Source organism: Pedobacter heparinus, from assembly GCF_032678725.1.
GTDB classification, from domain to species: Bacteria; Bacteroidota; Bacteroidia; order Sphingobacteriales; family Sphingobacteriaceae; genus Pedobacter; species Pedobacter heparinus_A.
On the sequence record NZ_JAVTSC010000014.1, the window covers coordinates 44905 to 70857 of the forward strand.

Consider the following 25953-nt stretch of genomic DNA (forward strand, 5'->3'; position numbering starts at 1 on the left):
TAAATACTAGGCTATGTTTGGTTCTAAAATAGATTTATTAAAAACAGAATGGCTTGATGTTGTATTTGCAAACAAGAACAAGAAATACGGAGCTTATGAGCTGCGCAGGGAAAGTTCTTCGATTACAACAAGAGCCTTACTTATGGCATCAGCGGTTTTTGTGCTGTTGTTTATAGCGCCCAAGATCCTGAGTGTGATCAAAGGTAAGCTGCCTGAAGACGAGGTAGTAAAACAGGTAGAGGTTGTGGTTGCGCCACCTCCGCCGGTAAACCCGGAGACACCTCCGCCACCACCGGTAGAGCCGCCGCCGCCTAAACAGGATCAGGTGAAATTCCCGCCTCCGATTGTAAAACCGGATAATGAGGTAATTGACAAAGAACCTGTTCAGATTGAAGATTTGAAAAAGGCTGATCCAGGCCAGAAAACTGTTGCCGGTGATCCGGATGCGGATATTGTAATTGCTGGTCCGGTTGGAGATGGCCCTAAACAGGCCGCTGTAGTGGAAGATACCAAGGTATATGACTTTGTGAGTATCGAAACCCAGCCAGGTTTCCCTGGAGGTATGGATAAATTTTATGCTTATTTAAAGAAAGCAGTAAGGTATCCGGCTATGGCCCAGGAAAATAACATCCAGGGTAAAGTGTTCTTGTCTTTCGTAGTAGAGAAAAACGGAGACCTGACCGATATCAAAGTGGAAAGGAAACTGGGTGGTGGCACCGATGAGGAAGCCATCAGGGTATTGAAAGCCAGCCCGCGCTGGACTCCGGGTATTCAAAACGGTAAACCTGTGCGTGTAAAGTATAACATTCCAATCAGCTTTACCTTATCGAATTAGAATGTTTAATTTTGAAACATTTAAACAGAAATCGCCTCAACAGCGATTTCTGTTCATTTTAGGCCTGGTCATGTTCCTCTTTTATCTGGTCCTTGGGGGAATGCTGATCTTTGGAACGCAGTTGCTGAACCAGATCCAGCCGCTGTACAGGATACTGCTGGGCTGTCTGCTGATCGTGTATGCACTGATCAGGTTTACGCGCCTAATTAACCAGAAACCTGAAGCAGAAGACTAACGATCATAACCTTAAAGGCTTTTATAATGTTTAGGATGAAGAATTTCAGTTTTATAATTTTATTGCTGGTATGTGCTGCCTGTAAGCAAAAACCGAAGCCAGACGCGGTTGCAGTAGAAGAAACGCGGACTTCGGGCAGTGTAACCATGCTGGTCGACGAATCGTTTTCGAAAGTGCTGGACGACCAGATTGCAGTGTTTAAAACCGATTATCCGGATAGCAAGTTTAAGGTAATTGAAGGGAATGAACAACAGATCCTCCCTACTTTTTTAAACGACAGTGTAAGGGTGCTCATTTCATCCAGGATGCTGACGCCTGAGGAGGACAAAATTTACAGAAACAGAAGTATTGTTCCAAAAACATCCAGGTTTGCGATTGATGGGATTGCTTTAATTACCAATCGGGAAAACCCGGACTCAAATATTAACGTAAATGAAGTAGTTGATATTTTGAAAGGGATATCGGCCGGTGGTAAACAACTGGTTTTTGACAATGCCTATTCGAGTACTTTGAGGTATTTTAAACAGTTGGCCGGCATTAAAACACTGCCTGTTAAAGGGGTTTATACCTTAAAGACCAATAATGACGTTATTAAGTATGTGGGTGGCCATAAGGGGTTTATTGGGGTAATTGGCGTAAACTGGCTGATTGCAAATAATGACAGCATGTCAGTTGAACTGGCCAGGATAAAGCCAATGGGCGTAAAGAACGAAAAAGGAAAAAAGGGAGATAATCAGTATTACAAGCCTACGCAGGCTAATTTGATTGATGGTATTTATCCCTTTTTAAGAAATGTTTATATCATTGATGCTGAGGGAAGAAATGGTTTAGGCACAGGTTTTGCAACCTGGTTGGTAAGCCCGCGGGGACAACTGATTGTACTCAAATCCGGACTAGGTCCGCATAAGATGGCTTCGAGAGATTTTAATTTTAAGAATACAAACTAAATTTTATATTTGAAAAATGAAGCCTGTATCCAGGCTGGATAATAAGAAACAATTTGGACCACGAATCTGCATGGCAGCATGAAAGCTGTTTGTGGGATTCATAGTAATAAAAACAATAAGAAACGATGAAACCTGCACAGCAAGCTTCATAACCAAAAAACAATAAAAAACGATGAAAATGACAAAGAAAGCAATAACCTTAGGTTTAGGTTTAGTAGTGATGGGTTCTGCCTCTTTTGCTCAGAGCTTAAGTGACGCAAAAAAGGCGATAGATGCCGAGCAGTATCAGAAAGCGACTTCGATGCTTAAAACTTTGGTAAGTTCTCAAGCCACTAAAGGCGAGAACTACTATAGTTTAGGAGAGGTTTATCTGAAAATGGATTATGTGGATTCGGCACGTGCGGTATTTACCAAAGGCGTTACAGCTGATCCAAAAAATTCATTGAATTATATCGGTTTGGGAGAAGCTGATCTGGTTTCCAATAACCCGACTTCAGCAAAAACAAATTTTGCTAAAGCAGTAGAGGTTTCTTCTAAAAAGGATTATATCCCTCAGTTGTATATAGGAAAGGCCTATATCGCAACTGATAAACCTGATTTCGAATCTGCGTTGCCATACCTGCAAAAAGCAGATGAACTGGATGACAAAGATAAAGATGCAGAGACTTTTTTAGCGTTGGGTGATTTTTATGCCTTGCAAAAGAAAAATTCTGAAGCTTTACAAAATTACATGAGGGCATTGAATATCAATGAAAACCTATTGAGAGGTACAGTTCAGATTGGCCGGATGTATAAGGAGTCGAGGGCATTTCCTGAGTCGGAAGAACGCTTAAAAGAAGCAATCAGCAAAGATGCCAATTATGGCCCTGCTTACAGGGAGATCGCAGAGCTGTATATGCAGTGGGCGATACAGTTGCCAAATGAGTTCGCAGCCAAATCGGCCCAGGCCCTGGAAAACTATAAAAAATACCTGGACCTGACTGATAAATCTTACGAATCAAGATTACGTTATGCACAGTTCCTGTTCTATGCAAAGGATTTTAAAACTTTGGAACAAGAATCAGCAGCCCTGGCTGCAATGAGCCCTAACGATCCTAAGAACCTTGTGGTTTCCAGGTTACGCGGTTACTCTGCATTTGAAAACAAAAACTTCCCTCAGAGTTTACAGTACATGAACGATTTCTTTGCTAAAGCAAAAGATACCTCACGTATTGTAGCTTCAGATTACCTGTACCTGGGAAGGGCCCAACTGGCCGCTGGAAACGATAGTCTGGCTTTGATCAACATTACCAAAGCTGTAGAGAAAGATTCTACTAACGTTGAAGCCCTGGCTGATGTAGCAAAAGCTTATTTTGATGCAAAGAAATATGCAAAATCTGCACAGGTTTATGACAAAGTGATCAAAGCCGGGCCGAATGCAAAAGGCGTGCTGTACAGCTATTTTTATAATGGACTGGCGTACTATTTTGATTATGCCAACCAGTATAGTGCTAAATTGAACCCTTCAAAAGACCTGCTGGTCAAAGCAGATTCGTCTATTGCTAAAGTAGCACAACTTGCCCCTGAAACTGCAGATGCTTATCTGTACAGAGGAAGGATCAACAATTTGCTGGATGATGAGGCTAACCCTAAAGGTTTATTGGTGCCACATTATGAAATGTTCATCAAAAAGGTAACGGTGGACAAACCTGATCTGGCTGCTGCGAATGCCAAGAAATTGTCTGAAGCATATGATAACCTTGCTGGTTTTTATGCCACAAGCGATAAGGCAAAGGCCATCGATTACCTGAATAAAAGTATAGCGGCTAATCCGGCTGGTACTTTTGCTCCGGTTAAACTGAAGGAGTTGACCGCACCAGCGCCTAAGGCCCCGGTAAAGAAAAAGTAATAAATTATCAATTAAATGAAAAGGCAGGGTTGTTATCCTGCCTTTTTGTTTTATTTTTGCCCTAAATTATTTTCAAATGGAAACGCAAAGTGTACCTGTAGATTTTTTACCGATTATATTTCAAGTAGTGGTTGCCTTAGGTTTTGTGGTGACAACCCTGATTGCTACGCACTACTTAGGCCCTAAAAGAAAGACCAAAGATAAACTGGAAACTTTTGAGGCAGGAGTAAAGATGATTGGTAATGCCCGTCAGCCTTTTTCTATTAAATATTTCCTGGTAGCCATCTTGTTTGTGCTGTTTGATGTGGAGGTGATTTTTATGTATCCATGGGCTGTTAATTTCAGGGAACTGGGCATGACCGGAATGATAGAGATGTTTGTGTTTATGGGTACTTTGTTACTGGGCTTTATTTATGTGCTAAAAAAGAAAGCCCTGGACTGGAATTAATCTATTTAGATCGTTTCTAAATGCAGATAGCGTAGGCCATTTGCTTCAAAAAATTGTAAATTTGTGGTTCATTCTTTAAAGGAATGAGCCTTTTTCGTTTTGTATCATGAGTGACATCAATATAGTAGACGCGCCGCCAGGCATTGAAGGATCTGGTTTTTTTGCCACCTCTTTAGATAAAGTTATTGGTTTGGCCCGCTCACATTCTTTATGGCCCCTGCCATTTGCTACTTCATGTTGCGGTATAGAGTTTATGGCAACAATGGGTTCCCACTATGATTTTGGCCGTTTTGGTTCTGAACGTCTGAGTTTTTCTCCGCGTCAGGCAGATTTGCTGATGGTGATGGGTACCATAGCCAAGAAGATGAGCCCGGTTTTGAAACAGGTTTACCTGCAGATGGCCGAGCCCCGCTGGGTAATGGCGGTTGGGGCCTGTGCATCAAGCGGTGGTATTTTTGATACGTACTCTGTATTGCAGGGTATTGATGAAATTATCCCTGTTGATGTGTATGTGCCAGGGTGCCCGCCAAGGCCTGAAGCGATTCTGGATGGTTTTGGAAAGATCCAGGAACTGGTGAAAAACGAATCTTCAAGAAGAAGGAATTCTGAGCAGTACAGGGAAATGTTGGCTTCATACGGAATACTATAATGGCAGAACTGATTAATCAAGCAATAGTTGAGGCCCTGGGCGCAAAGTTCGGTGATAAAATTATTGGGGTAAACGAGCCTTATGGCCTGCTTACTTTTGAGACCACTAAGGATGTGATCATCGAGGTCTTAAAATTCCTTAAAGAAAATGATATCGCCGGTTTTAATTTTTTAACAGACATTACCGCGGTGCACTATCCGGAGAAAAAGCATGGTATTGCAGTGGTTTATCATTTGCACAGCATGGTAAAAAGAGTCCGGGTAAGGGTTAAGGTGTTTATTGATGAACACAGTCCTTTCATTCCTACGGCTACCACCTTATGGAACGGGGCTAACTGGATGGAGCGCGAAACTTATGACCTGTTCGGTGTGAAGTTTGAAGGGCATCCGGATTTAAGAAGAATATTGAATATGGATGAACTGGGTGTGCACCCGATGTTGAAACAATATCCTTTAGAAGATCCGAATAGAGTAGATAAAAAAGACGAATACTTTGGTAGATAAGTAAATATGAACAATCAACCAGTATATACAGATAATGATCCGCAGAATGAATTGGTAACCCTTAACCTGGGCCCGACGCACCCTGCAACACACGGTGTTTTCCAGAATGTAATACAACTGGATGGGGAACGCATTGTAAGTGGTGTTTCTACCATAGGGTACATTCACCGTGCATTTGAAAAAATAGCTGAACACAGGCCTTTTTACCAGATCACTCCTTTAACGGACCGTTTAAATTATTGCTCGTCACCCATCAACAATATGGGCTGGCACATGACGGTAGAGAAACTGTTGAATATACAGATGCCTAAGCGCGTGGATTACCTGAGGGTGATCATCATGGAGCTTGCCAGGATCTCTGACCACATCATCTGCAATACCATCATTGGACAGGATACCGGCGCTACAACTACTTTCCTGTACCTGTTTCAGTTCAGGGAGCACATTTATGAGATCTATGAAGAAATATGTGGGGCACGCTTAACTACAAATATTGGCCGTATTGGTGGCTTTGAACGTGATTTCAATGACATTGCCTTTGCCAAGATCAATAAATTTTTAAAAGAGTTCCCGGTTGCCTTACGTGAATTTGAGAATCTGCTGAACCGCAACAGGATCTTTATAGACCGTACTTCGGGTGTGGCTGGTGTTACTGCGGAGCAGGCATTAGATTATAGCTGGACAGGCCCTTTACTACGTGCGGCTGGTGTGGATTATGATGTTCGTGTAAGTGAGCCTTATTCCTCCTATGAAGATTTTGATTTTGAAGTTCCGGTGGGTACCAGTGGTGACATTTACGACCGTTACCTGGTGCGCAATGAGGAGATGTGGCAGAGTTTGCGCCTGATTGAGCAGGCATTAGAAAAATTGAAAAAGGAACCTGCGGGAATTTTCCACGCAGATGTTCCGGAATTCTATTTGCCCGCCAAAGAAGAAGTATACAACAATATGGAAGCCCTGATCTATCACTTTAAAATTGTGATGGGAGAGATTGATGCCCCTAAAGCTGAAGTTTACCATGCGGTGGAGGGTGGTAACGGCGAGCTTGGCTTTTACCTGATCAATGATGGCGGAAGAACACCTTACCGTTTGCATTTCAGGAGACCTAGTTTTATAAATTATCAAATGTTTGCACCCATGAGTAAAGGTATGCTGTTATCGGATGCCATTATCAACATGAGTAGCATGAATATTATTGCAGGAGAATTAGATGCTTAAAGTAGAAGAACAACAACCTGTGGAGTTTTCATCAGTTTTGCTCGCAAAGTTTGATGAGCTCATTAAAAGATATCCGGAAGGCAAGCATAAATCGGCCTTGCTGCCTATTCTGCATGAAGTTCAGGCAGAGTATGGCTGGTTGAGTGCTGCTGCAATGGATAAAGTGGCTGCATACCTAGACATTCAGGACATTGAAGTGTATGAGGTAGCTTCGTTTTACAGCATGTATTTTTTAAAGCCCCAGGGCAGATATGTTTTGGAGGTTTGCAGAACCGGGCCTTGCTGCCTGGTGGGTGCTGAAAAACTGATGGGACATATCGAAAGCAAGCTTGGGGTTAAGGAAAATGAAGTGACTGCGGATGGTTTGTTTAGCTGGAGGGGTGTAGAGTGCCTGGCTGCCTGCGGTTATGGCCCTGTTTTACAGATCGGTCCTGAGTATACATTTTACGAGAACCTGAACGAGCAAAAGGTAGACGAATTGATAGACGATTTACGCAAAAAATAATGGCCCGGAAACTATTATTAGAACATATTAATGTACCAGGCATCAATACACTTGATGTTTACCGCCAGAAAGGCGGGTACCGTGCCGTAGAGAAGGCTTTGAAAACCCTTACACCTGATGAAGTGGTGGAAGAGGTGAAAAAGTCAGGACTGCGCGGCCGGGGGGGTGCAGGATTCCCTACGGGAATGAAATGGAGTTTTTTAGCTAAACCGGAGGGTGTTGCCCGTTACCTGGTTTGCAATGCAGATGAATCGGAACCGGGTACTTTCAAAGACCGGTACCTGATGACGCATATTCCGCATGCGCTGATTGAAGGAATGATCGTTTCCAGTTTTGCACTGGGGGCCAATGTTTCTTATATCTATGTGCGTGGAGAGATGATGCCACAGATCCGTATCCTGGAAAGGGCAATTGCTGAAGCAAAAAATGCCGGTTTTCTGGGTAAAAATATTTTGGGATCAGGTTATGACCTGGAACTTTACGTGCAACCGGGTGGTGGTGCTTATATCTGCGGTGAGGAAACCGCTTTGCTGGAATCCCTGGAAGGTAAGAGAGGCAATCCCCGGATTAAACCCCCTTTCCCTGCCATTGCAGGTTTGTATGGCTGCCCTACAGTGGTGAACAATGTGGAATCTATTGCTGCAGTGGTGCCTATCATAAACGATGGGGGTGATGAATATGCAAAGATCGGCATTGGCCGCAGTACAGGAACTAAACTGATTTCAGCTTCAGGTAACCTGGTCAGGCCGGGCGTATATGAAATTGAACTGGGTTTGCCGGTAGAGGAGTTCATCTACTCAGAGGAATGGTGCGGTGGTATTGCCAATGGAAAAAGGTTAAAGGCTACCGTAGCCGGAGGGTCGTCTGTGCCGGTATTGCCGGCCAACCTGACCTTAAAGCTGGCTAATGGCGAGCCGAGGTTAATGAGCTACGAGTCTTTGTCGGAAGGTGGTTTTGCTACCGGTACGATGATGGGATCGGGTGGTTTTATTGCCTTTGACGAAGACCAGTGTATCGTTAGAAATACCTGGAATTTTTCCCGGTTTTATCACCATGAAAGCTGTGGCCAGTGTTCGCCTTGCAGGGAAGGAACGGGATGGATGGAAAAGGTATTGCACCGGCTGGAATATGGTCATGGCAAAATGAGCGATATTGACCTGCTGGTTGATGTTTCTAAAAAGATAGAAGGAAATACGATTTGTCCGCTTGGGGATGCTGCTGCCTGGCCAGTTGCCAGTGCGATCAGACATTTCCGGGATGAATTTGAATGGCATGTAAAAGAACCGGTGAAATGCCTGGATACCAATTATGGCCTGGCCAATTATGCCGAGCCGATTGCGAAGGCCGTTACGACAGAGAATTAACATCAGACAAAAGAGATCTTTAACATGAGTGATAAAGTTAAGGTAACCATAGACGGAATAACAGTAGAAGTAGCGCCAGGTACCTCTATCCTGAATGCTGCAAGGCAGATAGGAGGAGATATTGTGCCGCCTGCAATGTGCTATTATTCTAAATTAGAAGGCAGTGGCGGTAAATGCCGTACTTGCATCGTTAAGGTGAGCAAGGGTTCTGAAAAAGATCCGCGACCGATGCCGAAACTGGTTGCATCCTGCCGTACTACAGTGATGGACGGTATGGAAGTGATGAACATTACTTCACCGGAGGTAATTGAAGCAAGGAGTGGCGTGGTAGAGATGTTACTGATCAATCACCCGCTGGATTGCCCGGTTTGTGACCAGGCTGGCGAGTGTGACCTGCAGAATTTAGGATATGAGCATGGCCTGCAGAAAACCAGATATGAGTTTGAGCGCCGTACTTTTGAGCGCATAGATATAGGTGATAAGATACAGCTGCACATGAACAGGTGCATTTTATGTTACCGTTGCGTATTTACCGCTGACCAGATCACGAACAAAAGGGTGCATGGTATACTGAACAGGGGAGACCATTCCGAGATTTCTACCTATATCCAGACAGCGGTAGACAATGATTTTTCGGGCAACGTGATTGATGTTTGCCCGGTTGGGGCTTTAACCGATAAAACTTTCAGGTTTAAAAACAGGGTTTGGTTTACCAAGCCTATTGATGCACACCGGGATTGCCCTACCTGCAGTGGTAAGGTAACTTTATGGTATAAAGGCGAGGATGTGTTGAGGGTTACCGCACGTAAGGATATTTATGGCGAGGTAGAAGAATTTATCTGTAATACCTGCAGATTTGACAAGAAGAAAACCGCAGACTGGGTTATTGAGCATCCGACGCACATCAGCGATACTTCGGTAATTGCATCGAACCACTATGAAACTTTAAAACCATTGCCGGTAATCCAACCCAATCCTACATTACAGGCCGCGAACAAGGTAGAACTAGAAAAAACCACTAAATTCTAATGGATATAGCTTTTGTAATAGAAAAATTTGTACTTGTAGCTATCATTTTTGGTATCAGTTTACTGATCGCCATGTATTCTACTTATGCAGAAAGAAAAGTGGCAGCCTTTTTACAGGACAGGCTTGGGCCAGACAGGGCAGGTCCTGCCGGGATGTTCCAACCTTTGGCCGATGGCTTAAAAATGTTTATGAAGGAAGAGATCATTCCTTCAAATGCCAGTAAATGGCTATTTATGGTAGGGCCTGGCCTCGCTATGCTCACCGCCTGTATTGGTACGGCGGTAATTCCATGGGGGAGCCCGGTTACCATTGGCGACCGTGTGATTCCTTTACAGGTTACGGATATCAATGTGGGCCTGCTGTACATCTTTGGCGTAGTTTCGCTGGGAGTATATGGAGTAATGATTGGTGGTTGGGCATCAAATAACAAATATTCTTTGTTAAGTGCCATCAGGGCGGCTTCGCAGAACATCAGCTATGAGATAGCAATGGGACTTTCTATCATCGCTTTATTGCTGGTGACAAATACGCTGAGTTTAAGAGAAATTGTAGAGCAGCAGCACGGCTGGCGCTGGAATGTATTGTATCAGCCGCTTGGTTTCCTGCTGTTTATGGTTTGTTCTTTTGCAGAGACCAACAGGGCACCTTTCGATTTGCCGGAATGTGAAACAGAGCTGATCGGGGGATACCATACGGAATATTCTTCTATGAAACTGGGTTTTTATCTGTTTGCGGAATACATCAATATGTTTGTTTCGGCGGCAGTAATGGCCACTCTGTATTTTGGTGGCTATAATTATCCTGGGATGGACTCGATGGCGGTATGGTTAGGACCAACATGGGCACCATTGTTTGGTACCGCTGTTTTCTTTCTCAAAATATTTGTATTTATATTTTTCTTCATGTGGGTACGCTGGACCATTCCGCGTTTCCGTTATGATCAATTGATGCATTTGGGCTGGAAAGGATTGATCCCTCTGGCGATAGCTAACATCGTGGTCACTGGTATTGTGATCGCAATAATTGAAGGATTTTAAACCCGCAGCTGCGGATAAATAATGAGGAGGTTTAATGGAACCATTGACCAGTAAAAAGAAAGTTTTAGAAAAAAAGCCTTTAACGCTTGCCGAGCGTCTTTATTTGCCGGCAATTGCAAAAGGGATGGCAATTACCATCAGTCACTTCTTCAAAAAAGAGGCCACCATCCGATATCCGGAAGTGGAAAGGGAATTCTCTACCAATTTCAGGGGGATGCACTCGCTGAAGAGGGATGAGGAAGGAAAAGAGCGCTGTACCGCATGCGGGCTGTGTGCACTGTCCTGTCCTGCTGAGGCGATCACGATGATTGCTGCAGAGCGTAAGCCGGAAGAAAAAGAGCTGTACCGTGAAGAGAAATATGCTTCGGTGTATGAGATCAATATGCTGCGCTGCATCTTCTGTGGCTTATGTGAAGAGGCCTGTCCGAAAGAAGCGATTTATCTGGATGGCCCGATAGTGCCTGCAGATTATCTGCGCAAAGACTTCATTTACGGCAAAGATAAACTGGTGGAACAGCCATTAACTAAGAAATAAACAAACTAAACAATAAAATTAATGGGTACATCGGTATTCTATTTTGTAGCAACATTAAGTGTCATATTTTCTCTCCTGGTTATTTTTTCAAAGAACCCGGTGCATAGTGTGCTTTACCTGATCGTTACATTCTTCACCTTTACGGTCCACTACATCCTGCTCAATGCCCAGTTTCTGGCCGTTGTGAACTTTATCGTTTACATGGGGGCCATTATGGTGCTGTTCCTGTTTGTACTGATGTTACTGAACCTGAATAAGGATAATGAGCCACTTAAATCCGGTCTGGTAAAGGTTGTCGGGATCATTGCAGGTTGCTGTTTACTGGTTACTTTGGTGGGCGCACTGAAAGCTACGGCAATTTCGGATCCGGTGGTATTGAGAAATCCTGGTCTCGGCCTGGTAAAGAATCTTGGAAAAGAGTTGTTTGGGCCGTTTATGCTGCCATTTGAACTTTGCTCTATTTTATTGCTTTCGGCAATGGTGGGCGCAATATTGTTAACTAAAAAAGAAAAAGTATAATGGGGAACATTACTCAGGAATTACAAGGAGTTCCGCTTAACCATTACATCTGGCTAAGTGCGATCATTTTCACCATTGGCGTGATTGGGGTATTGACCCGCAGAAATGCCATTGTGATCTTCATGTCTGTAGAGCTGATGCTGAATGCAGTGAATTTATTGCTGACTGCTTTTTCGGTACATAACAATGATCCTTCCGGGCAGGTGTTTGTGTTTTTCATTATGGCACTGGCCGCGGCCGAGGTTGCAGTAGGCTTGAGCATTATTGTGATGGTTTACAGAAATACACAATCTACAGATATAAATGTGTTGAACCGCCTTAAATGGTAATTATTAAGAAGATTATAAGATGATAAATTTAGTTTGGCTGGTTCCGTTGATTCCGCTGTTGGGCTTTGTAATAAATGGCCTTTGCAGAAATTCATTATCCAAAAATGGGATCGGTTTTATAGGGAGCGGTGTCATATTCATTTCGTTTGCCATCAGTTTAGGGATATTTTTTGAATTGGGGGCAGCTGCGAACAAATCGCATGAGATTTTTCTTTTTAACTGGATCAGTGCAGGAACACTGGATATTCCCCTGTCTTTCCTGGTAGATCCATTAAGTTCCTTAATGCTGCTGATCATTACCGGCGTAGGCTTTTTGATACATATTTATTCGATTGGCTATATGCACAGCGATGAGGGTTTCGGAAAGTTTTTCAGTTACCTGAACCTGTTCATTTTCTTTATGTTGCTGCTGGTTTTAGGTTCCAACTATATTGTGATGTTTATTGGCTGGGAGGGTGTAGGACTTTGTTCTTACCTGCTGATCGGCTTCTGGTACACCAACAGCAGTTATGCTTCGGCGGCCAAAAAGGCTTTTGTGATGAACCGTATCGGTGACCTTGGCTTTTTATTGGGTGTGTTTTTGATCTTTACCACTTTTGGTAGTGTGGAGTTTGGCAAAATATTCCCTCAGGCGGCAAATATGCTGCCAGGTAATAGCACCATTGCTTTAATTGCCTTATTTTTATTTATCGGTGCCTGCGGTAAATCTGCGCAATTGCCGTTGTTTACCTGGTTGCCGGATGCAATGGCAGGCCCAACTCCGGTTTCTGCCCTGATCCATGCGGCTACGATGGTTACCGCTGGTATTTATATGATTGCGCGCTCAAACCTGTTGTTTGACCTCGCTCCAATCATTCAGCATGTGATTGCGATTGTTGGTTTAGCAACGGCAGTTCTCGGTGCAATCATCGCTTTAACCCAGAATGACATTAAAAAAGTACTGGCTTATTCAACGGTTTCCCAACTGGGATATATGTTCCTGGGTTTAGGTGTAGGTGCTTATAACGGTGCGTTCTTTCATGTCATTACCCATGCTTTCTTTAAAGCATTGTTATTCTTATGTGCGGGTTCTGTGATCCATGCCTTGCACCATGAACAGGACATGCGCCATATGGGTGGTTTACGTAAGAAATTGCCGGTCACTTTTGTTACCATGTTAATTGGTACCATCGCTATTTCCGGTATATTTCCGTTCTCCGGGTTCTTCTCTAAAGACGAGATTCTGGCACATGTTTATATGCACGATAAAGTAATGTGGGGACTGGCAGTATTTACCGCTTTCTTAACAGCGTTTTATATGTTCAGGATGTTGTTCCTTACTTTTTACGGAAAATATCGTGGTACGCACCATGCGGAAGAAAAAATTCATGAATCGCCAAAATCGATGACAGTTCCTTTGATCGTACTGGCTGTCCTATCGGCTGTAGGTGGTGTAATTGGTATTCCGGAAGCTTTGGGTGGAAGCCACTGGTTGTCGCATTGGCTGTCGCCGGTGATTAAACATGCTGGTGAATCGCCTGACCATGCTACGGAGTATATCCTGATGGCGGTTTCTGTACTTGGGGTTTTGATCTCTATTGCCATTGCTTATGGCAAATATGTGAAACAAAACCACATTCCTGTACCTGATGAAGCTAAACGGCCGGCATTGGCCAGCTTGTCCTATCACAAGTTTTATGTAGATGAAATTTATGATGCGGTGATCAGGAAGCCTTTGGATGTGATTTCCGGATTCTTCTATAAAATTGTGGACAATAAGATTGTGGACGGTATTGTAAATGGTTTGGGCTGGAGCGCTTCAGAGGCCAGTAAAGGCTTGCGCCTGCTGCAATCCGGAAATGTCGGTTTTTATATTTTAATGATGGTGCTTGGCATCGTCTCGTTGTTATTGTATACTTATTTATCTCTATAAAAGATCGTTCAAGAAAAGATAATGGAACAACTTTTACTACTTCTCCTATTTTTACCACTGGTTGGCGCCCTGGTTACCGCATTTTCCGGAAATGCGGCAAAGCATGTTGCACTGGCTTCGGCAATCGCTTCTTTGGCCTTGGCCCTGGTTATGGTATGTAATTTTATACCAGATGCCAGTACGCAGTTTGTGGTAAACTGCCCCTGGATAAAGGACCTTGGCATCAGTTTTCATGCAGGTGTAGATGGGATCAGTATGATCACCATACTGCTGACCAATGTATTGGTACCATTGATCATTCTTTCGGCATACCAGCACTCCTATAAAAGTGCGCATGCTTTTTTTGCGCTGATCCTGTTTATGCAGACTGGCTTGCTGGTTGTATTTACGGCGATGGATGCTTTTCTGTTCTATATCGGATGGGAGGCTGCGCTGATTCCGATCTACTTTATCTGTGCCGTTTGGGGAGGTAAAAACCGCATTAAGGTAAACATGAAATTCTTTGTGTATACCATTGCCGGTTCTTTGTTTATGCTGCTGGGTATCATTTATCTGTATTTGCAGAACCCGGCCAATAATTTTGACATACAGGCTTTTTATGGCCTGAATTTAGATTCAAGCCAGCAGACCTGGATATTCTGGGCTTTCTTTGTGGCCTTTGCCATTAAAATGCCGGTGTTCCCTTTCCATACCTGGCAGCCGGATACCTATACAGAGGCTCCTGCGGCCGGAACGATGCTGCTTTCGGGTATTATGCTTAAAATGGGTATTTATGGGGTAATCAGATGGTTATTGCCTATTGTACCAGCGGGCGTGCAGGACTGGGGGCAACTGGCCATCATCTTGTCTATTACCGGTGTGGTATACGCCTCACTGATTGCTTTTACGCAGAAGGACGCCAAACGTCTGGTGGCTTATTCCTCTATCGGGCACGTAGGTCTGATCGCTGCAGGCATCTTTGCTTTGAATGTACAGGGGATGCAGGGGGCAATGATCCAGATGCTGAGCCATGGAATCAATGTGGTTGGTCTGTTCTTTGTGCTGGACATCATCGCCAGTCGTTTGCATACCAATAAAATAGCTGATTTGGGTGGAATTGCGAAACAAGCCCCTAAACTGGCCATCGTATTCCTGATCATTGTTCTGGGAACAGTGGCCCTGCCAGGAACGAACGGCTTTATCGGCGAGTTCCTGCTGTTGATCGGCATTTATCAGTACAGTCTTTGGGCTGCGGTATTTGCAGGCCTGACCATCATTTTTGGTGCGGTATATATGTTCAGGATGTACCAGAATATCATGCTTGGCAAAACCAATGAGCTGACCATTGGCTTTACGGACATTAAGGGCTCAGAACAGGTGGTATTGTATATCATCTGTGCACTGATTATTGTTTTGGGTGTGTATCCGAAACCAATTTTACAATTGTCGGAAGCGTCGGTACAACATTTAATAGAACAGGTAACTCAAAAATTAATTCGGTAAACTCAGGAAATGAATATCATCATAACAATAACTGTTACAGCTTTAGTGGTGCTTTATGCAGGTTTGTTTAAAGCTAAAAAAGCGTTATTACCCCTTACCTTACTTGGTTTGCTGACTTCGCTGGCATTTGTAGTGACCGCATGGAACACGGACCAAACGTATTATGGGATGATGCAAATGGACAATTTTGCACTGGCCTTTACCGGATTGACCATTGCAGGGACTTTCCTTATATTTATGCTTACCCAAAACTATTTTGCTGCAAACAGTGAAAATATTGCTGAATATTTTACCCTTATACTTTTTGCGCTGGCAGGTATAGTGATCATGGTTTCTTATCAGAACATGTCGATGCTGTTCATCGGCCTGGAGATCATGTCGGTTAGTTTATACATCCTTGCCGGTATCCGGAAAAGTAATTTTGCTTCTAATGAGGCGGCTTTAAAGTATTTCCTGATGGGTGCCTTTTCAACCGGCTTTTTGCTGTTTGGCATTACACTGATCTATGGGGCAACAGGGTCTTTCGATCTGGAGGTCATCAATAAATACCTGGTGGGTAACTACCAGGCCATTTCTCCGATGTTTTATCCGGGTGTGATCCTGCTGATCATCGGTCTGTGTTTCAAGATTGGCGCGGCACCGTTTCATTTCTGGGTACCCGATGTGTATGAGGGGTCGCCTACGTTGATCACTACATTTATGGCTACTGTGGTGAAAACTGCCGGCTTTGCGGCATTTCTACGTTTATTTGCGGGTACCTTTGCACCATTGCATGATTTCTGGCTGCCCCCTTTGATGGGAATCGTCTGCCTTACTTTGCTGATCGGTAATGTTACGGCCCTGTTCCAGAAAAACTTTAAAAGAATGCTGACCTATTCCAGTGTTTCACATGCGGGTTACCTGTTGTTCTCGCTGATCACGCTAACAGCAAGTTCGGCCAGCAATGTACTGGTTTATGCTTCGGCCTATACCTTTGCTACCATTATCGCCTTTGCGGTATTGATCCTGGTTAAACAGCGTACAGGTAATGATAATTTTGAGAGCTTTAATGGTTTGGCCAAACGCAATCCTTTCACGGCACTGATGCTTACTGTTGCCATGTTGTCTTTGGCTGGTATACCACTTACTGCTGGTTTTATCGGAAAATACCTGATGTTTGTGAATGTGATGAGCGAATACCAGGTATATCTGGTGGCTTTTGCCATTTTAAATGCGCTGGTAGGCTTCTATTATTACTTTAAAGTGATTGTGGCCATGTACTTCAAAGAAGGGCATGACACGGAACTGCAAACTCCTTTTCAGTATCAGCTGGTATTGGTTTTATCTGTTGTGATCACTATAATTCTGGGGGTATATCCATCAGTAATTTTAAATCTGATATAATGGATTTCATTGATAATTATTTGTAGTTTTACGAATAATTGAAATATGCAAGATTTCTGGAATTCATTACAGCACTTCATTGATCCCGAAAAATTACTTAGAGAAGGTGGTTTTTACGTTGTAATGTTTGTGATCTTTGCCGAGACGGGCTTGTTCTTTGGGTTTTTTCTTCCCGGGGATTACCTTTTGTTTCTTGCCGGGATGTTTGTTGCCACGGGTAAATTAGATGTGAACATATATGTCCTGATTTTTGGGCTGGTCGTTTCTGCAGTTTCAGGCAATTTTGTTGGCTACTGGTTCGGCCGAAAGACCGGCCCGGTGCTCTATCACCGGAAAGAGTCTTTCTTCTTTAAGAGACGTTATTTAAAGGCAGCGGAAGAATATTACCACAAGCAGGGCGCCTTTGCCCTGATCATGGGCCGGTTTGTGCCAATTGTAAGAACATTTGCGCCGATTTTTGCAGGGGTTGTAAAACTGGATTTTAAAAGATTTGCTTTATATAACATTTCGGGTGCAATAATTTGGATAGCATCCTTAACTTTGCTTGGTTATTTTCTGGGCAGAAGATTTGAAAAAGAAATTAACGACTATTTATTATACATAATTATAGGTTTTATTGTTATTACCACTATTCCGCTCATCGTTACATTTGTGAGAAAGAAAGTAGTGAAGGATAACAGTGACGAATTATCAAATACTGAACAATAAAAATGAGTAAAGACGACCATCACCCATGGCACAGTGTTTCTCCGGGCGATAACCTGCCGGAGATTGTGAATGCCATTATTGAAATTCCTAAAGGATCAAAAGCGAAGTACGAAATTGATAAGGATTCGAACCTGATCAAATTAGACCGTGTGCTGTTTTCTTCAGTAATGTATCCTGCAAACTATGGTTTTATCCCGCAAACGTATTGCGATGACAATGACCCATTGGACATCCTGGTACTGTGTTCTGTGGATGTATACCCGATGACCATTATCGAGGCCAAGGTAATTGGCGTCATGCATATGGTTGACAATGGCGAACAGGATGACAAGATCATTGCGGTAGCCAAGAACGACATGTCGGTGAATTACATCAACGACCTGGCCGAACTGCCGCCACACGCCATGAAAGAGATCGTGAAGTTTTTTCAGGATTATAAGGCATTGGAAGAAAAGAAGGTAACGATTGAACATTTATTGGGTGTACGTTATGCCCACAAAGTAATACAGGAAAGCATAGCGCTTTACGACGAGAAGTTTAGAAATAAATCTTAAATGGAAGCATTTAAAATATTTTTTACCTTTTTTCTGGTTGCCCTAAATGGCTTTTTCGTTGCTGCAGAGTTTGCAATTGTAAAGGTACGGGCATCTCAGATTGAGATAAAAGCTAAATCTGGTAGCCGGGTTGCGAATATCGCAAAACACATTACCCAGCATTTGGATGGTTATCTGGCCGCAACACAACTGGGGATCACTTTGGCCTCATTGGGTTTAGGTTGGGTAGGTGAGTCGGTCATGCACAGTATCGTACATGACCTGCTGATCAATTTCTCCCTTTCGGAGATCTATATTACCTCTATTTCTACCGGACTAGCCTTCCTGTTCATTACTGTAATGCACATTGTTTTCGGAGAGCTGGCACCAAAATCTGTGGCCATCCAAAGACCTGTGGCCACCACGCTTTTTATCGCACTGCCGCTACAAGGCTTTTATTTGATATTCAGGCCATTTATCTGGGTGTTGAACGGATTTGCCAATGTGGTACTTAAATTGTTTGGCATTTCGAGTGTTGGCGGACATGACGCCGTTCACAGCACTGAAGAGCTTTATTATTTACTGGATCAGGGTAAGGAAAGCGGGGCACTGGACACCAATGAACATGAGCTGATTAAAAACGTTTTTGATTTTAATGAGCGCGTGGTAAAAAATATCATGGTTCCCCGAACCAAAATTATGGGCGTAGAGCTTTCTACACCCAAAAGAGAAGTTGTAGAGAAAATCATTGCGGAAGGATATTCCCGCTTGCCGGTATATGATGATATCATTGACAAGATCATCGGTATTGTACATGCGAAGGATCTCCTTCCTTTATTGGCTGATAATAAGGACTGGGTATTAGCCGACATCATCAGGAAGCCTTATTTTGTTCCTGAGACCAAGAAAATTAACGACCTGCTGAGCGAGCTTCAGCAAAAGCGCATACAGATCGCCATCGTGATCGATGAGTTTGGCGGTACCGCTGGTATGGTTACCCTGGAGGATATCGTGGAAGAGATTGTTGGGGAGATACAGGACGAGTATGACGAAGAAAAACCTACGGTAGAGAAAATATCGGATACGGAATTTATCATCAATGCTTATGCCACTGTTTACGACGTAAACGAGCACCTGCCGCATGACCTGCCTGAGGACGAGGATTTTGATACGGTTGGCGGATTGGTTTCGCATGCTTTTGGTAAAATACCAGAGGTGGGCGATAGTGAAGAGTGTTATGGTTATTTGTTTACCATTTTAAAGAAAACGGAACAGAATATAGAGACCATAAAGCTGGAACTGGTGATCAGTAAGAGCGATATGGTGGACCTACACTAAAATCAAAGCCATGCATGTTTTTTATACGCCTGACATCAGCTCGGATGTGTATGTACTGAATGAGGAGGAGAGCAGGCATTGTACGAAAGTACTGAGACTGGGCATTGGTGCCCAGGTATACCTGATTGATGGCCTGGGGGGCTTGTACAAGGCGGAGATTACCGGTGAATCCAGGAAGCAGGTAAGCCTGAAAATCCTGGAGGTTCAAAAGGAGTACCATAAACGCCAGCACCACCTTCATATTGCGGTAGCGCCTACCAAGAACATAGACCGCCTGGAGTGGTTCCTGGAAAAGGCCACGGAGATAGGTATTGAAGAGATTACGCCCGTGATCTGTGAGCGGTCTGAGCGTAAAGTGGTCAAGGAAGACCGTTTGGCCAAGGTGATCACGGCTGCTGTAAAACAGTCCCTGCAAGCTTATCACCCTATTTTAAATCCGCAAACCAGTTTATCCGCTTTTTTAAATTCGGAGCAGGACAGCGTTAAAATGATCGCGCATTGTGTAGCTGGCGAAGCCAGGCAATTCATCAGCGATGTGATCAAACCTGCCGGCAGATACACCATACTGATCGGACCGGAAGGTGATTTTACGGGTAATGAAATTGAAAGGGCTTTGCAAAGTGGCTATAAACCCCTAACTTTAGGTGATACGCGGTTACGTACAGAGACAGCCGCGCTGGCCGCCTGTTTTGAAGTGAATTATTTAAACAGATGAAGATCAGGTTAATTGGACTTTTATGCTTATTGGTACTGCAGAGCAGTTTTCGGGTGCCTACCTATAAAATGGCCAAATTGAAATACAATGGTGGGGGCGACTGGTATGCCAATCGTACGGCGCTTCCTAACCTCATCGATTTTTGCAATAAAAACCTGAAAACCAATTTTGCCCAACAGGAAGCCATTGTAGAGGTGGGCAGTGCTGAACTGTTTAACTATCCTTTTGTTTACCTTACTGGCCATGGCAATGTGGTTTTTAGTACTGCTGAAGCCAGCAACCTGCGCAGGTATTTGGCTGGCGGTGGTTTTCTGCACATCGACGACAATTACGGACTGGACAAGTTTATCCGTACAGAGATGAAAAAGGTCTTTCCGGAATTGTCTTTTGTTGAACTGCCACCCAACCATATGTTGTATAATCAGAAATTTAAGTTTCCAAATGGATTGCCAAAGATCCATGAACATGATGGTAAAGCTGCGAAAGGATATGCGCTGGTATGGCAGGGCAGGATAGTTTGTTTTTACACTTATGAATGCGACCTGGGGAATGGCTGGGAGGATTTCGGGACTTACCCTGAGGATACCCAGGATAAGCGCAACATGGCACTTAAAATGGGCGCAAATCTGGTTCAGTATGCGCTAACACAATGATATATGAAAGTAAAAGTAAATGATCATTACGATTTCGATATAGAGGTTGCCAATAAGGTGCTTAGGGTAGACGGGCAGTCCATCTCGGTTGATTCCGCTATATTGTCCGAAAAAAATATGCACCTCATTTATCAGAACAGGTCTTACCAGATTGAGCTGGTTTCAGAAGAGAAGGCTGAAAAAAGCAGTGTCATTAAGGTAAATGGTACGGTATACCATGTTACCATTCAAGACCAGTACGACCTTTTGCTGAAGCAGCTTGGCCTGGATACGGCCATGGCCAGTAAGGTTCAGGAAATAAAAGCGCCAATGCCGGGCCTGGTGTTAAGCGTATTGGTGGAAGAAGGACAAGAGGTGAACAAAGGTGACAACCTGCTTGTACTCGAAGCCATGAAGATGGAAAATATCATCAAATCACCTGCCACCGGTACCATTAAGAAAATCCTGATCCGTAAAGGGCATAAAGTAGAAAAAAACGAAATTCTTATCTGCTTTTAAATGGTCTTGCCGGTTTTGACTTAAACTGAGGTTTACCTGATGACCTGATCTCTGGCGCACCCAGCATGGTCATGGCACACCTGAAGCCAATGTCTGCTGTAGCTTCATCCTGTTGCATGTATCTTCTGCTCGCAGGATTTAACCAGAGCGCCTGGTCATTCCATGAACCACCTTTGTATACCCTGGATTTGTCATTGATCAGGGTAATTTCGCCATAAAGCTCATTTTGAGGATCTCTGTAGCCCCTCTGGTCGGCATAAGTATTTTTTACCGAATCTGCAGGTTTCGCTGCTGCAGCCTGTTTTTCAGCCCAGGTTTGCTTTTTTGCATAAAGCGCATCGGTCATGACTGGTTTGTTGTACTTGTCAATTGCAATCTTTCCGGTAGCAGGATCGGCAATCTTTTTGTCCTGATAATAGTTACCCCGGTATGGATTAAAAGCATCCGCAGCCTCAAAAGTGTTGGAGCGGTATACATCTGCAACCCATTCATTTACGTTTCCAGCCATGTTGTACAGGCCAAAATCATTTGGTGTGTATGACCTGACTGCAACTGTGATACTTCCTTTATCGTTCAGGGACCCACCAACACCCATATAATCGCCCTTGGTCCTTTTGAAATTGGCCAGGATTAAACCCCTGGTGCTTTTCTTTGCAGAGCTCATACCCAAACCACTCCATGGGTAAATTTTATTGCTGCTGATGTTTTCATATTGGGTGTTGCCGATCAGTCCTAATGCGGCGTATTCCCATTCTGCTTCTGTAGGCAGGCGGTAAGGCTGTTTCAAAATACCATCTTCCAACCGTACATTTCTTTTAGGTGCATTCCGGCCACCAGCGGTAGCTGTGCCAGCCGCTGCATTGGCAGGGTTCAGGTCTTTCATGGCATTTTTACCTTTATCGTCATATTGTCCGCTCAGGTAAGTATCCGTATTAAATGGGCCTGTAGGCCTTGGCGTAGCAGCAGCTGTAGCATTACCCTTTGCACCGCCATTCAGCTCTTTAAAAGTGGTCATATAACCACGCTGGCGTAACAAATATTCATTCACCCGGTCTGTCCGCCACTCACAATACCTGCCGGCCTGTTCCCAGGAAACACCTACTACAGGATAATCCTGGTAAGCGGGGTGTCTTAAATAATTGTCTACATAAGGCTCATTATAAGAAAGCGGTCTGCGCCAAACCAGTGTATCGGGCATTTCATTATAATAGTACTCGTAATCTTTAGGGAAATTGGTGCTTATCCAGTTCAGGTATTCCAGCCAGTTGGTGTTGGAAACTTCTGTTTCATCCATGTAAAACGAAGAAACAGTGGTTTCCCGTTTGTGGTTATAAGAACTCAGTTCCTGTCCGGGCACATTGATCGCGCTGCCGCTCATCACAAAAACTCCACCTTCTATTTCTACCAGCCCTGGCCCCGGACCACGTCTGTACTTATTGTTTACCACAAAACCGCCGTATTCCTGTTTGTTGTAATCCATGCCGGTTTTGTCTGATTTGCCTGATTTAGATTTACAGGAAACCAGCCCGCTTGTCACCACAAAGGACAGGAGTAAGTATAAGTATATTTTCTTCATATGGGAATGATATAATGCTTCTTTTTCTACTAAGAGTTAAAATTACACAAAAAAAGGTTTATGTAACAAGAACATTGTTAATAAAGTTAGAATAGGATGCAATATTGTATCAAAAAATAACATAATAATACTATTAACAAGTCTGGCAATACTTTGAAATTATGGAACACTATGTTAACTTGCGAAACAATAGTTGTTTAGTTATAGCCTAGCGGATGAATTTGAAATGCCTTGTTGAAACTGCTTTGAGCTGCTTCGTTCTGGTTGCTGTCTGCAATGAGGCATTTGCCCAGGAGGTATTGCCTGGTACGCAAACTAATGGCAGTGAGCGCAATAGTATCATCACCGCTGTTCCTTTTTTACTGATCATGCCGGATGCCCGGGCCGGAAGTATGGGCGATGCAGGGGTGGCGGTTCAGCCCGATGCCAATGCAATGGGTATAAATCCTTCCAAACTTGCGTTTTTAGATAAGAAATATGGCTTTTCGGTTTCGTATAGCCCATGGCTAAAAAGTCTGGTCCCGGATGTAAACTTAACTTACCTGGCGGGTTTTTATAAACCGGATGCACGGACTACAATTGGCAGTTCCCTGCGGTATTTTAACCTGGGCGAGATCCAGTTAACAGACATCAATCAAAATGACCTTGGTGTTTATTCCCCGAGTGAACTTGCTTTTGATGTGACCTATGCCAGGCAGATGGGCGAATCTTTTGCTTTGGGCAGTTCTTTGAGGTATATTTATTCTAACCTGACTTCAGGACAGTTTGCTGCAGGGCAGCAAACACATGGGGGCACGGCGATCGCTGTGGATGTATCGGCTTATTTTAAAAAGCCTACCGTATTTCTAGGAAAGGATGCCATTCTTTCCGCGGGTCTTAACCTTTCCAATATCGGCACCAAAGTCAGCTATTCGGATAGTGGAACCAAGGGCTTTTTACCGACAAATATGAAAATAGGAGGGGCTTCAACTTTCCTTATTGATGACTACAGCCAGTTCACTTTTGCTTTAGACTTTAACAAGTTGCTGGTGCCTACGCAGCCTGTTTATGATGCAAATGGAAAGATCATTGCAGGAAAAGATCCTGACCGCTCGGTTCCTGCCGGAATCTTTGGGTCATTTACAGATGCACCTGGAGGTTTTAGTGAGGAATTGAAAGAGGTAAATATTGCCCTGGGCATGGAATACTGGTATAACCAGCAGTTTGCCCTCAGGGCCGGTTATTTTTATGAAAATCCCAATAAAGGGAACCGGCGTTACGCAACGCTTGGTGCAGGATTAAAATACAATGTATTTAATATAGATATCGCCTATCTGCTGGCCAATGCGGAAAAAAGCCCCTTGGCCAATACTTTAAGGTTTACGCTGCTGTTTAATTTTGGCAATAGTCAGTTTTAAGCCGAAAGGGCAGTTGGGTTTTGATCGGGCAGACCACACAATTGAAATAACAATATAGCATATCATGAAGATTAAAGTAGGTTTTGGGTTTGATGTACACCAGTTAAAAGAAAATCATCCGTTTATCATAGGGGGGGTTAACCTGGAACACCACAGTGGAGCTTTTGGGCATTCGGATGCTGATGTACTGTTGCATGCGATATGCGATGCCTTACTTGGTGCGGCCAATTTAAGGGATATTGGCTTCCATTTTAAAAATACTGACCCCCAATGGAAAGGGATCAGCAGTTTGATTTTATTGAAAGAAACGGTGAAACTGCTCAACGAAAGGAACTATGAAATTGGTAATATCGATGCGATGCTTTGTATTGAGGCACCAAAAATAAACCCACATATCCCGGCTATGCAAAAAAATATTGCCGAAGCAGCTGGAATTTCAACAGATGACATTTCTATCAAAGCCACGACCAATGAACAAATGGGATTTATAGGCAGAGAAGAGGGGGTGGTTGCGTATGCGGTGTGTTTGATTGAGAAAAAAATAATTTAGCGCAAAAAATAACCGTTTTCTTCATCGGCTGCATAATTCGCCGAAGGGGCGAAAGATGCTATGCCGCTTCAGAAAAGGTAATTTTTTGCGCTTAGCAGGGTGCTTTAGCATGACGCTGAATTAATTATAACATGTCATCCGGATTTTCTGCATACAGTTTGGGGAGATTTTCATTAAATACCCTGCTTATGCGCCCAGTTAACAGAAAAATTACCTTCTCTGAGAAGGCATAGGAATAATTTGCGCTTCTTCAGCGCAACTTTTTCCAGCCTTTGAAGAGAACGGTTATTTTTCTATTCTAGGTATCCGAATTTCCCCTGGTTATAATCACTGATCGCCTGCTGGATCTCCTCTGCGGTATTCATCAAAAACGGGCCGTACTGGGCAATCGGTTCATTGATGGGTTCGCCACTAAGTATCAGGACCACGCTGTTTTCCAAAGCTTCGACTTCAATTGTTGTACCCTCATTTTTAAAATGTACAAACTGATCGGCTTCAGCAATTTCTGAGCCGTTCACTTTAATCTGCCCCTCCACAATTACAAAACCGGTATTGTAGTTTGCCGGAAAATCAAATGTTGCTTTTCCGCCTTTGTTCAGCCTTGCATTAAATACCTGCATCGGAGAAAAAGTACTGGCAGAACCTTTTAGCCCATTGTATGCTCCGGCGATCACTTCAACTTCACCGGCATTGGCTGGCAATTCAAATTTCGCAAGGTCCTCATGTTTGATACCCTGGTATTTAGGTTTGCTCATTTTATCCTTTGCAGGCAGGTTAACCCAAAGCTGCACCATCTGAAAATCACCACCTTTTTTGCTGTATTCCGCTTCATGGTACTCTTTGTGCAAGATGCCGCCGGCAGCACTCATCCACTGTACATCACCCGGGTAGATCACACCACTGTTGCCTGCGCTGTCGTGATGTGCCACCGCACCATGATAGGCGATGGTTACCGTTTCAAAGCCCCTGTGTGGGTGTACTCCAACGCCCCGGGGTTCATTTCTTGCCGAGAATGCGATTTTGGCATTGTAATCGAGCAAAAAGAAGGGGCTCATTTTAAGCCGGTACCCACTTGGGAAAAAGTTATGTACCCTGAACCCATCACCAACCATGTGTGGTGCCGGAGCATTCAAAACCCCGGCAACCTCTTTAATATTCGCTTCCAAT

The 25953-nt window shown here is 43.7% G+C and carries 28 protein-coding genes; 26 read left to right on the plus strand and 2 right to left on the minus strand.

All coding sequences use genetic code 11. The annotated features are described in order from the left end of the window. The first annotated feature begins 13 nt into the window (after nt 1-13). From R2Q85_RS19335 to R2Q85_RS19450, 24 genes are all read left to right on the plus strand, one after another. A complete protein-coding gene (locus tag R2Q85_RS19335; RefSeq protein WP_316813437.1) occupies nt 14-835 on the plus strand; it encodes a TonB family protein in 822 nt (273 codons plus the stop codon). Nucleotide 836: 1 nt separating this feature from the next. Further along, the gene (locus tag R2Q85_RS19340; RefSeq protein WP_316813438.1) at nt 837-1070 is read left to right on the plus strand and encodes a hypothetical protein; all 234 of its coding nucleotides are present in this window, start codon (nt 837-839) and stop codon (nt 1068-1070) included. A 35-nt stretch (nt 1071-1105) separates the two neighbouring features. Then, nucleotides 1106-2017, plus strand: a complete 912-nt coding sequence (locus R2Q85_RS19345) for a substrate-binding domain-containing protein (RefSeq protein ID WP_316813439.1) — start codon at nt 1106-1108, stop codon at nt 2015-2017. Nucleotides 2018-2195: 178 nt separating this feature from the next. Further along, nucleotides 2196-3905, plus strand: coding sequence for a tetratricopeptide repeat protein (locus R2Q85_RS19350; RefSeq protein WP_316813440.1), 1710 nt, complete (start codon nt 2196-2198; stop codon nt 3903-3905). 76 nt (nt 3906-3981) lie between these two features. Beyond that, nucleotides 3982-4353, plus strand: a complete 372-nt coding sequence (locus R2Q85_RS19355) for an NADH-quinone oxidoreductase subunit A (protein WP_316813441.1) — start codon at nt 3982-3984, stop codon at nt 4351-4353. 106 nt (nt 4354-4459) lie between these two features. Further along, entirely contained in the window at nt 4460-5002 is a 543-nt protein-coding gene (locus R2Q85_RS19360) for an NADH-quinone oxidoreductase subunit B (RefSeq protein WP_316813442.1), read from the plus strand. After that, on the plus strand, nt 5002-5505 hold the full coding sequence (locus R2Q85_RS19365; RefSeq protein ID WP_316813443.1) for an NADH-quinone oxidoreductase subunit C: 504 nt from the start codon (nt 5002-5004) through the stop codon (nt 5503-5505). The genes R2Q85_RS19360 and R2Q85_RS19365 overlap by 1 nt, the downstream gene beginning before the upstream one ends. Before the next feature lie 6 nt (nt 5506-5511). After that, nucleotides 5512-6723: an NADH-quinone oxidoreductase subunit D gene (locus R2Q85_RS19370; RefSeq protein WP_316813444.1), complete on the plus strand. Its 1212-nt coding sequence runs from the start codon at nt 5512-5514 to the stop codon at nt 6721-6723. Beyond that, nucleotides 6716-7228, plus strand: a complete 513-nt coding sequence (locus tag R2Q85_RS19375; RefSeq protein WP_316813445.1) for an NAD(P)H-dependent oxidoreductase subunit E — start codon at nt 6716-6718, stop codon at nt 7226-7228. The genes R2Q85_RS19370 and R2Q85_RS19375 overlap by 8 nt, the downstream gene beginning before the upstream one ends. Next, nucleotides 7228-8592: an NADH-quinone oxidoreductase subunit NuoF gene (gene nuoF / locus R2Q85_RS19380; RefSeq protein WP_316813446.1), complete on the plus strand. Its 1365-nt coding sequence runs from the start codon at nt 7228-7230 to the stop codon at nt 8590-8592. Before R2Q85_RS19375 ends, nuoF begins: the two co-directional genes overlap by 1 nt. A gap of 24 nt (nt 8593-8616) precedes the next feature. Continuing rightward, nucleotides 8617-9621 carry a 2Fe-2S iron-sulfur cluster-binding protein gene (locus tag R2Q85_RS19385; RefSeq protein WP_316813447.1) on the plus strand — a complete coding sequence of 335 codons (1005 nt, stop codon included), beginning with the start codon at nt 8617-8619 and terminating at the stop codon, nt 9619-9621. After that, a complete protein-coding gene (nuoH, locus tag R2Q85_RS19390) occupies nt 9621-10658 on the plus strand; it encodes an NADH-quinone oxidoreductase subunit NuoH (RefSeq protein ID WP_316813448.1) in 1038 nt (345 codons plus the stop codon). Before R2Q85_RS19385 ends, nuoH begins: the two co-directional genes overlap by 1 nt. A 34-nt stretch (nt 10659-10692) precedes the next feature. Next, nucleotides 10693-11193 (plus strand): NADH-quinone oxidoreductase subunit I, encoded by a 501-nt coding sequence (locus tag R2Q85_RS19395; RefSeq protein WP_316813449.1) that lies wholly within the window; start codon nt 10693-10695, stop codon nt 11191-11193. A 21-nt stretch (nt 11194-11214) separates the two neighbouring features. Beyond that, complete coding sequence (locus R2Q85_RS19400; RefSeq protein WP_316813450.1) at nt 11215-11712, plus strand: NADH-quinone oxidoreductase subunit J; 498 nt, start codon at nt 11215-11217, stop codon at nt 11710-11712. Further along, the gene (nuoK, locus tag R2Q85_RS19405; protein WP_015809871.1) at nt 11712-12041 is read left to right on the plus strand and encodes an NADH-quinone oxidoreductase subunit NuoK; all 330 of its coding nucleotides are present in this window, start codon (nt 11712-11714) and stop codon (nt 12039-12041) included. Before R2Q85_RS19400 ends, nuoK begins: the two co-directional genes overlap by 1 nt. 19 nt (nt 12042-12060) lie before the next feature. After that, nucleotides 12061-13953 (plus strand): NADH-quinone oxidoreductase subunit L, encoded by a 1893-nt coding sequence (gene nuoL, locus R2Q85_RS19410; RefSeq protein WP_316813451.1) that lies wholly within the window; start codon nt 12061-12063, stop codon nt 13951-13953. Between the two features lie 21 nt (nt 13954-13974). Then, nucleotides 13975-15435: an NADH-quinone oxidoreductase subunit M gene (locus tag R2Q85_RS19415; RefSeq protein WP_316813452.1), complete on the plus strand. Its 1461-nt coding sequence runs from the start codon at nt 13975-13977 to the stop codon at nt 15433-15435. A gap of 9 nt (nt 15436-15444) precedes the next feature. Then, nucleotides 15445-16818 carry an NADH-quinone oxidoreductase subunit N gene (locus R2Q85_RS19420; RefSeq protein ID WP_316813453.1) on the plus strand — a complete coding sequence of 458 codons (1374 nt, stop codon included), beginning with the start codon at nt 15445-15447 and terminating at the stop codon, nt 16816-16818. Between the two features lie 45 nt (nt 16819-16863). Further along, complete coding sequence (locus R2Q85_RS19425) at nt 16864-17526, plus strand: DedA family protein (protein ID WP_316813454.1); 663 nt, start codon at nt 16864-16866, stop codon at nt 17524-17526. A 2-nt stretch (nt 17527-17528) separates the two neighbouring features. Next, entirely contained in the window at nt 17529-18080 is a 552-nt protein-coding gene (locus R2Q85_RS19430; RefSeq protein WP_316813455.1) for an inorganic diphosphatase, read from the plus strand. Continuing rightward, on the plus strand, nt 18081-19397 hold the full coding sequence (locus R2Q85_RS19435; RefSeq protein ID WP_316813456.1) for a hemolysin family protein: 1317 nt from the start codon (nt 18081-18083) through the stop codon (nt 19395-19397). It abuts the gene before it with no gap. Between the two features lie 10 nt (nt 19398-19407). Further along, nucleotides 19408-20112 (plus strand): 16S rRNA (uracil(1498)-N(3))-methyltransferase, encoded by a 705-nt coding sequence (locus tag R2Q85_RS19440; protein ID WP_316813457.1) that lies wholly within the window; start codon nt 19408-19410, stop codon nt 20110-20112. Continuing rightward, on the plus strand, nt 20109-20765 hold the full coding sequence (locus tag R2Q85_RS19445; RefSeq protein WP_316813458.1) for a DUF4159 domain-containing protein: 657 nt from the start codon (nt 20109-20111) through the stop codon (nt 20763-20765). Before R2Q85_RS19440 ends, R2Q85_RS19445 begins: the two co-directional genes overlap by 4 nt. A gap of 3 nt (nt 20766-20768) precedes the next feature. Continuing rightward, complete coding sequence (locus R2Q85_RS19450; RefSeq protein ID WP_316813459.1) at nt 20769-21263, plus strand: acetyl-CoA carboxylase biotin carboxyl carrier protein subunit; 495 nt, start codon at nt 20769-20771, stop codon at nt 21261-21263. Here the strand turns inward: R2Q85_RS19450 and R2Q85_RS19455 are convergent. Beyond that, the gene (locus R2Q85_RS19455) at nt 21250-22839 is read right to left on the minus strand and encodes an SUMF1/EgtB/PvdO family nonheme iron enzyme (protein WP_316813460.1); all 1590 of its coding nucleotides are present in this window, start codon (nt 22837-22839) and stop codon (nt 21250-21252) included. The two genes, R2Q85_RS19450 and R2Q85_RS19455, sit on opposite strands and share 14 nt — an antisense overlap. Before the next feature lie 215 nt (nt 22840-23054). On the opposite strand from R2Q85_RS19455, the gene porV reads away from it, so the two are divergent. Both porV and ispF read left to right on the plus strand, forming a co-directional pair. After that, nucleotides 23055-24236 carry a type IX secretion system outer membrane channel protein PorV gene (porV, locus tag R2Q85_RS19460; RefSeq protein WP_316813461.1) on the plus strand — a complete coding sequence of 394 codons (1182 nt, stop codon included), beginning with the start codon at nt 23055-23057 and terminating at the stop codon, nt 24234-24236. A gap of 64 nt (nt 24237-24300) precedes the next feature. Beyond that, nucleotides 24301-24786: a 2-C-methyl-D-erythritol 2,4-cyclodiphosphate synthase gene (gene ispF, locus R2Q85_RS19465; RefSeq protein ID WP_316813462.1), complete on the plus strand. Its 486-nt coding sequence runs from the start codon at nt 24301-24303 to the stop codon at nt 24784-24786. A 293-nt stretch (nt 24787-25079) separates the two neighbouring features. Here the strand turns inward: ispF and R2Q85_RS19470 are convergent, their stop codons facing one another. Next, nucleotides 25080-25952 carry a pirin family protein gene (locus R2Q85_RS19470; protein WP_316813463.1) on the minus strand — a complete coding sequence of 291 codons (873 nt, stop codon included), beginning with the start codon at nt 25950-25952 and terminating at the stop codon, nt 25080-25082. Nucleotide 25953 lies beyond the last annotated feature (1 nt).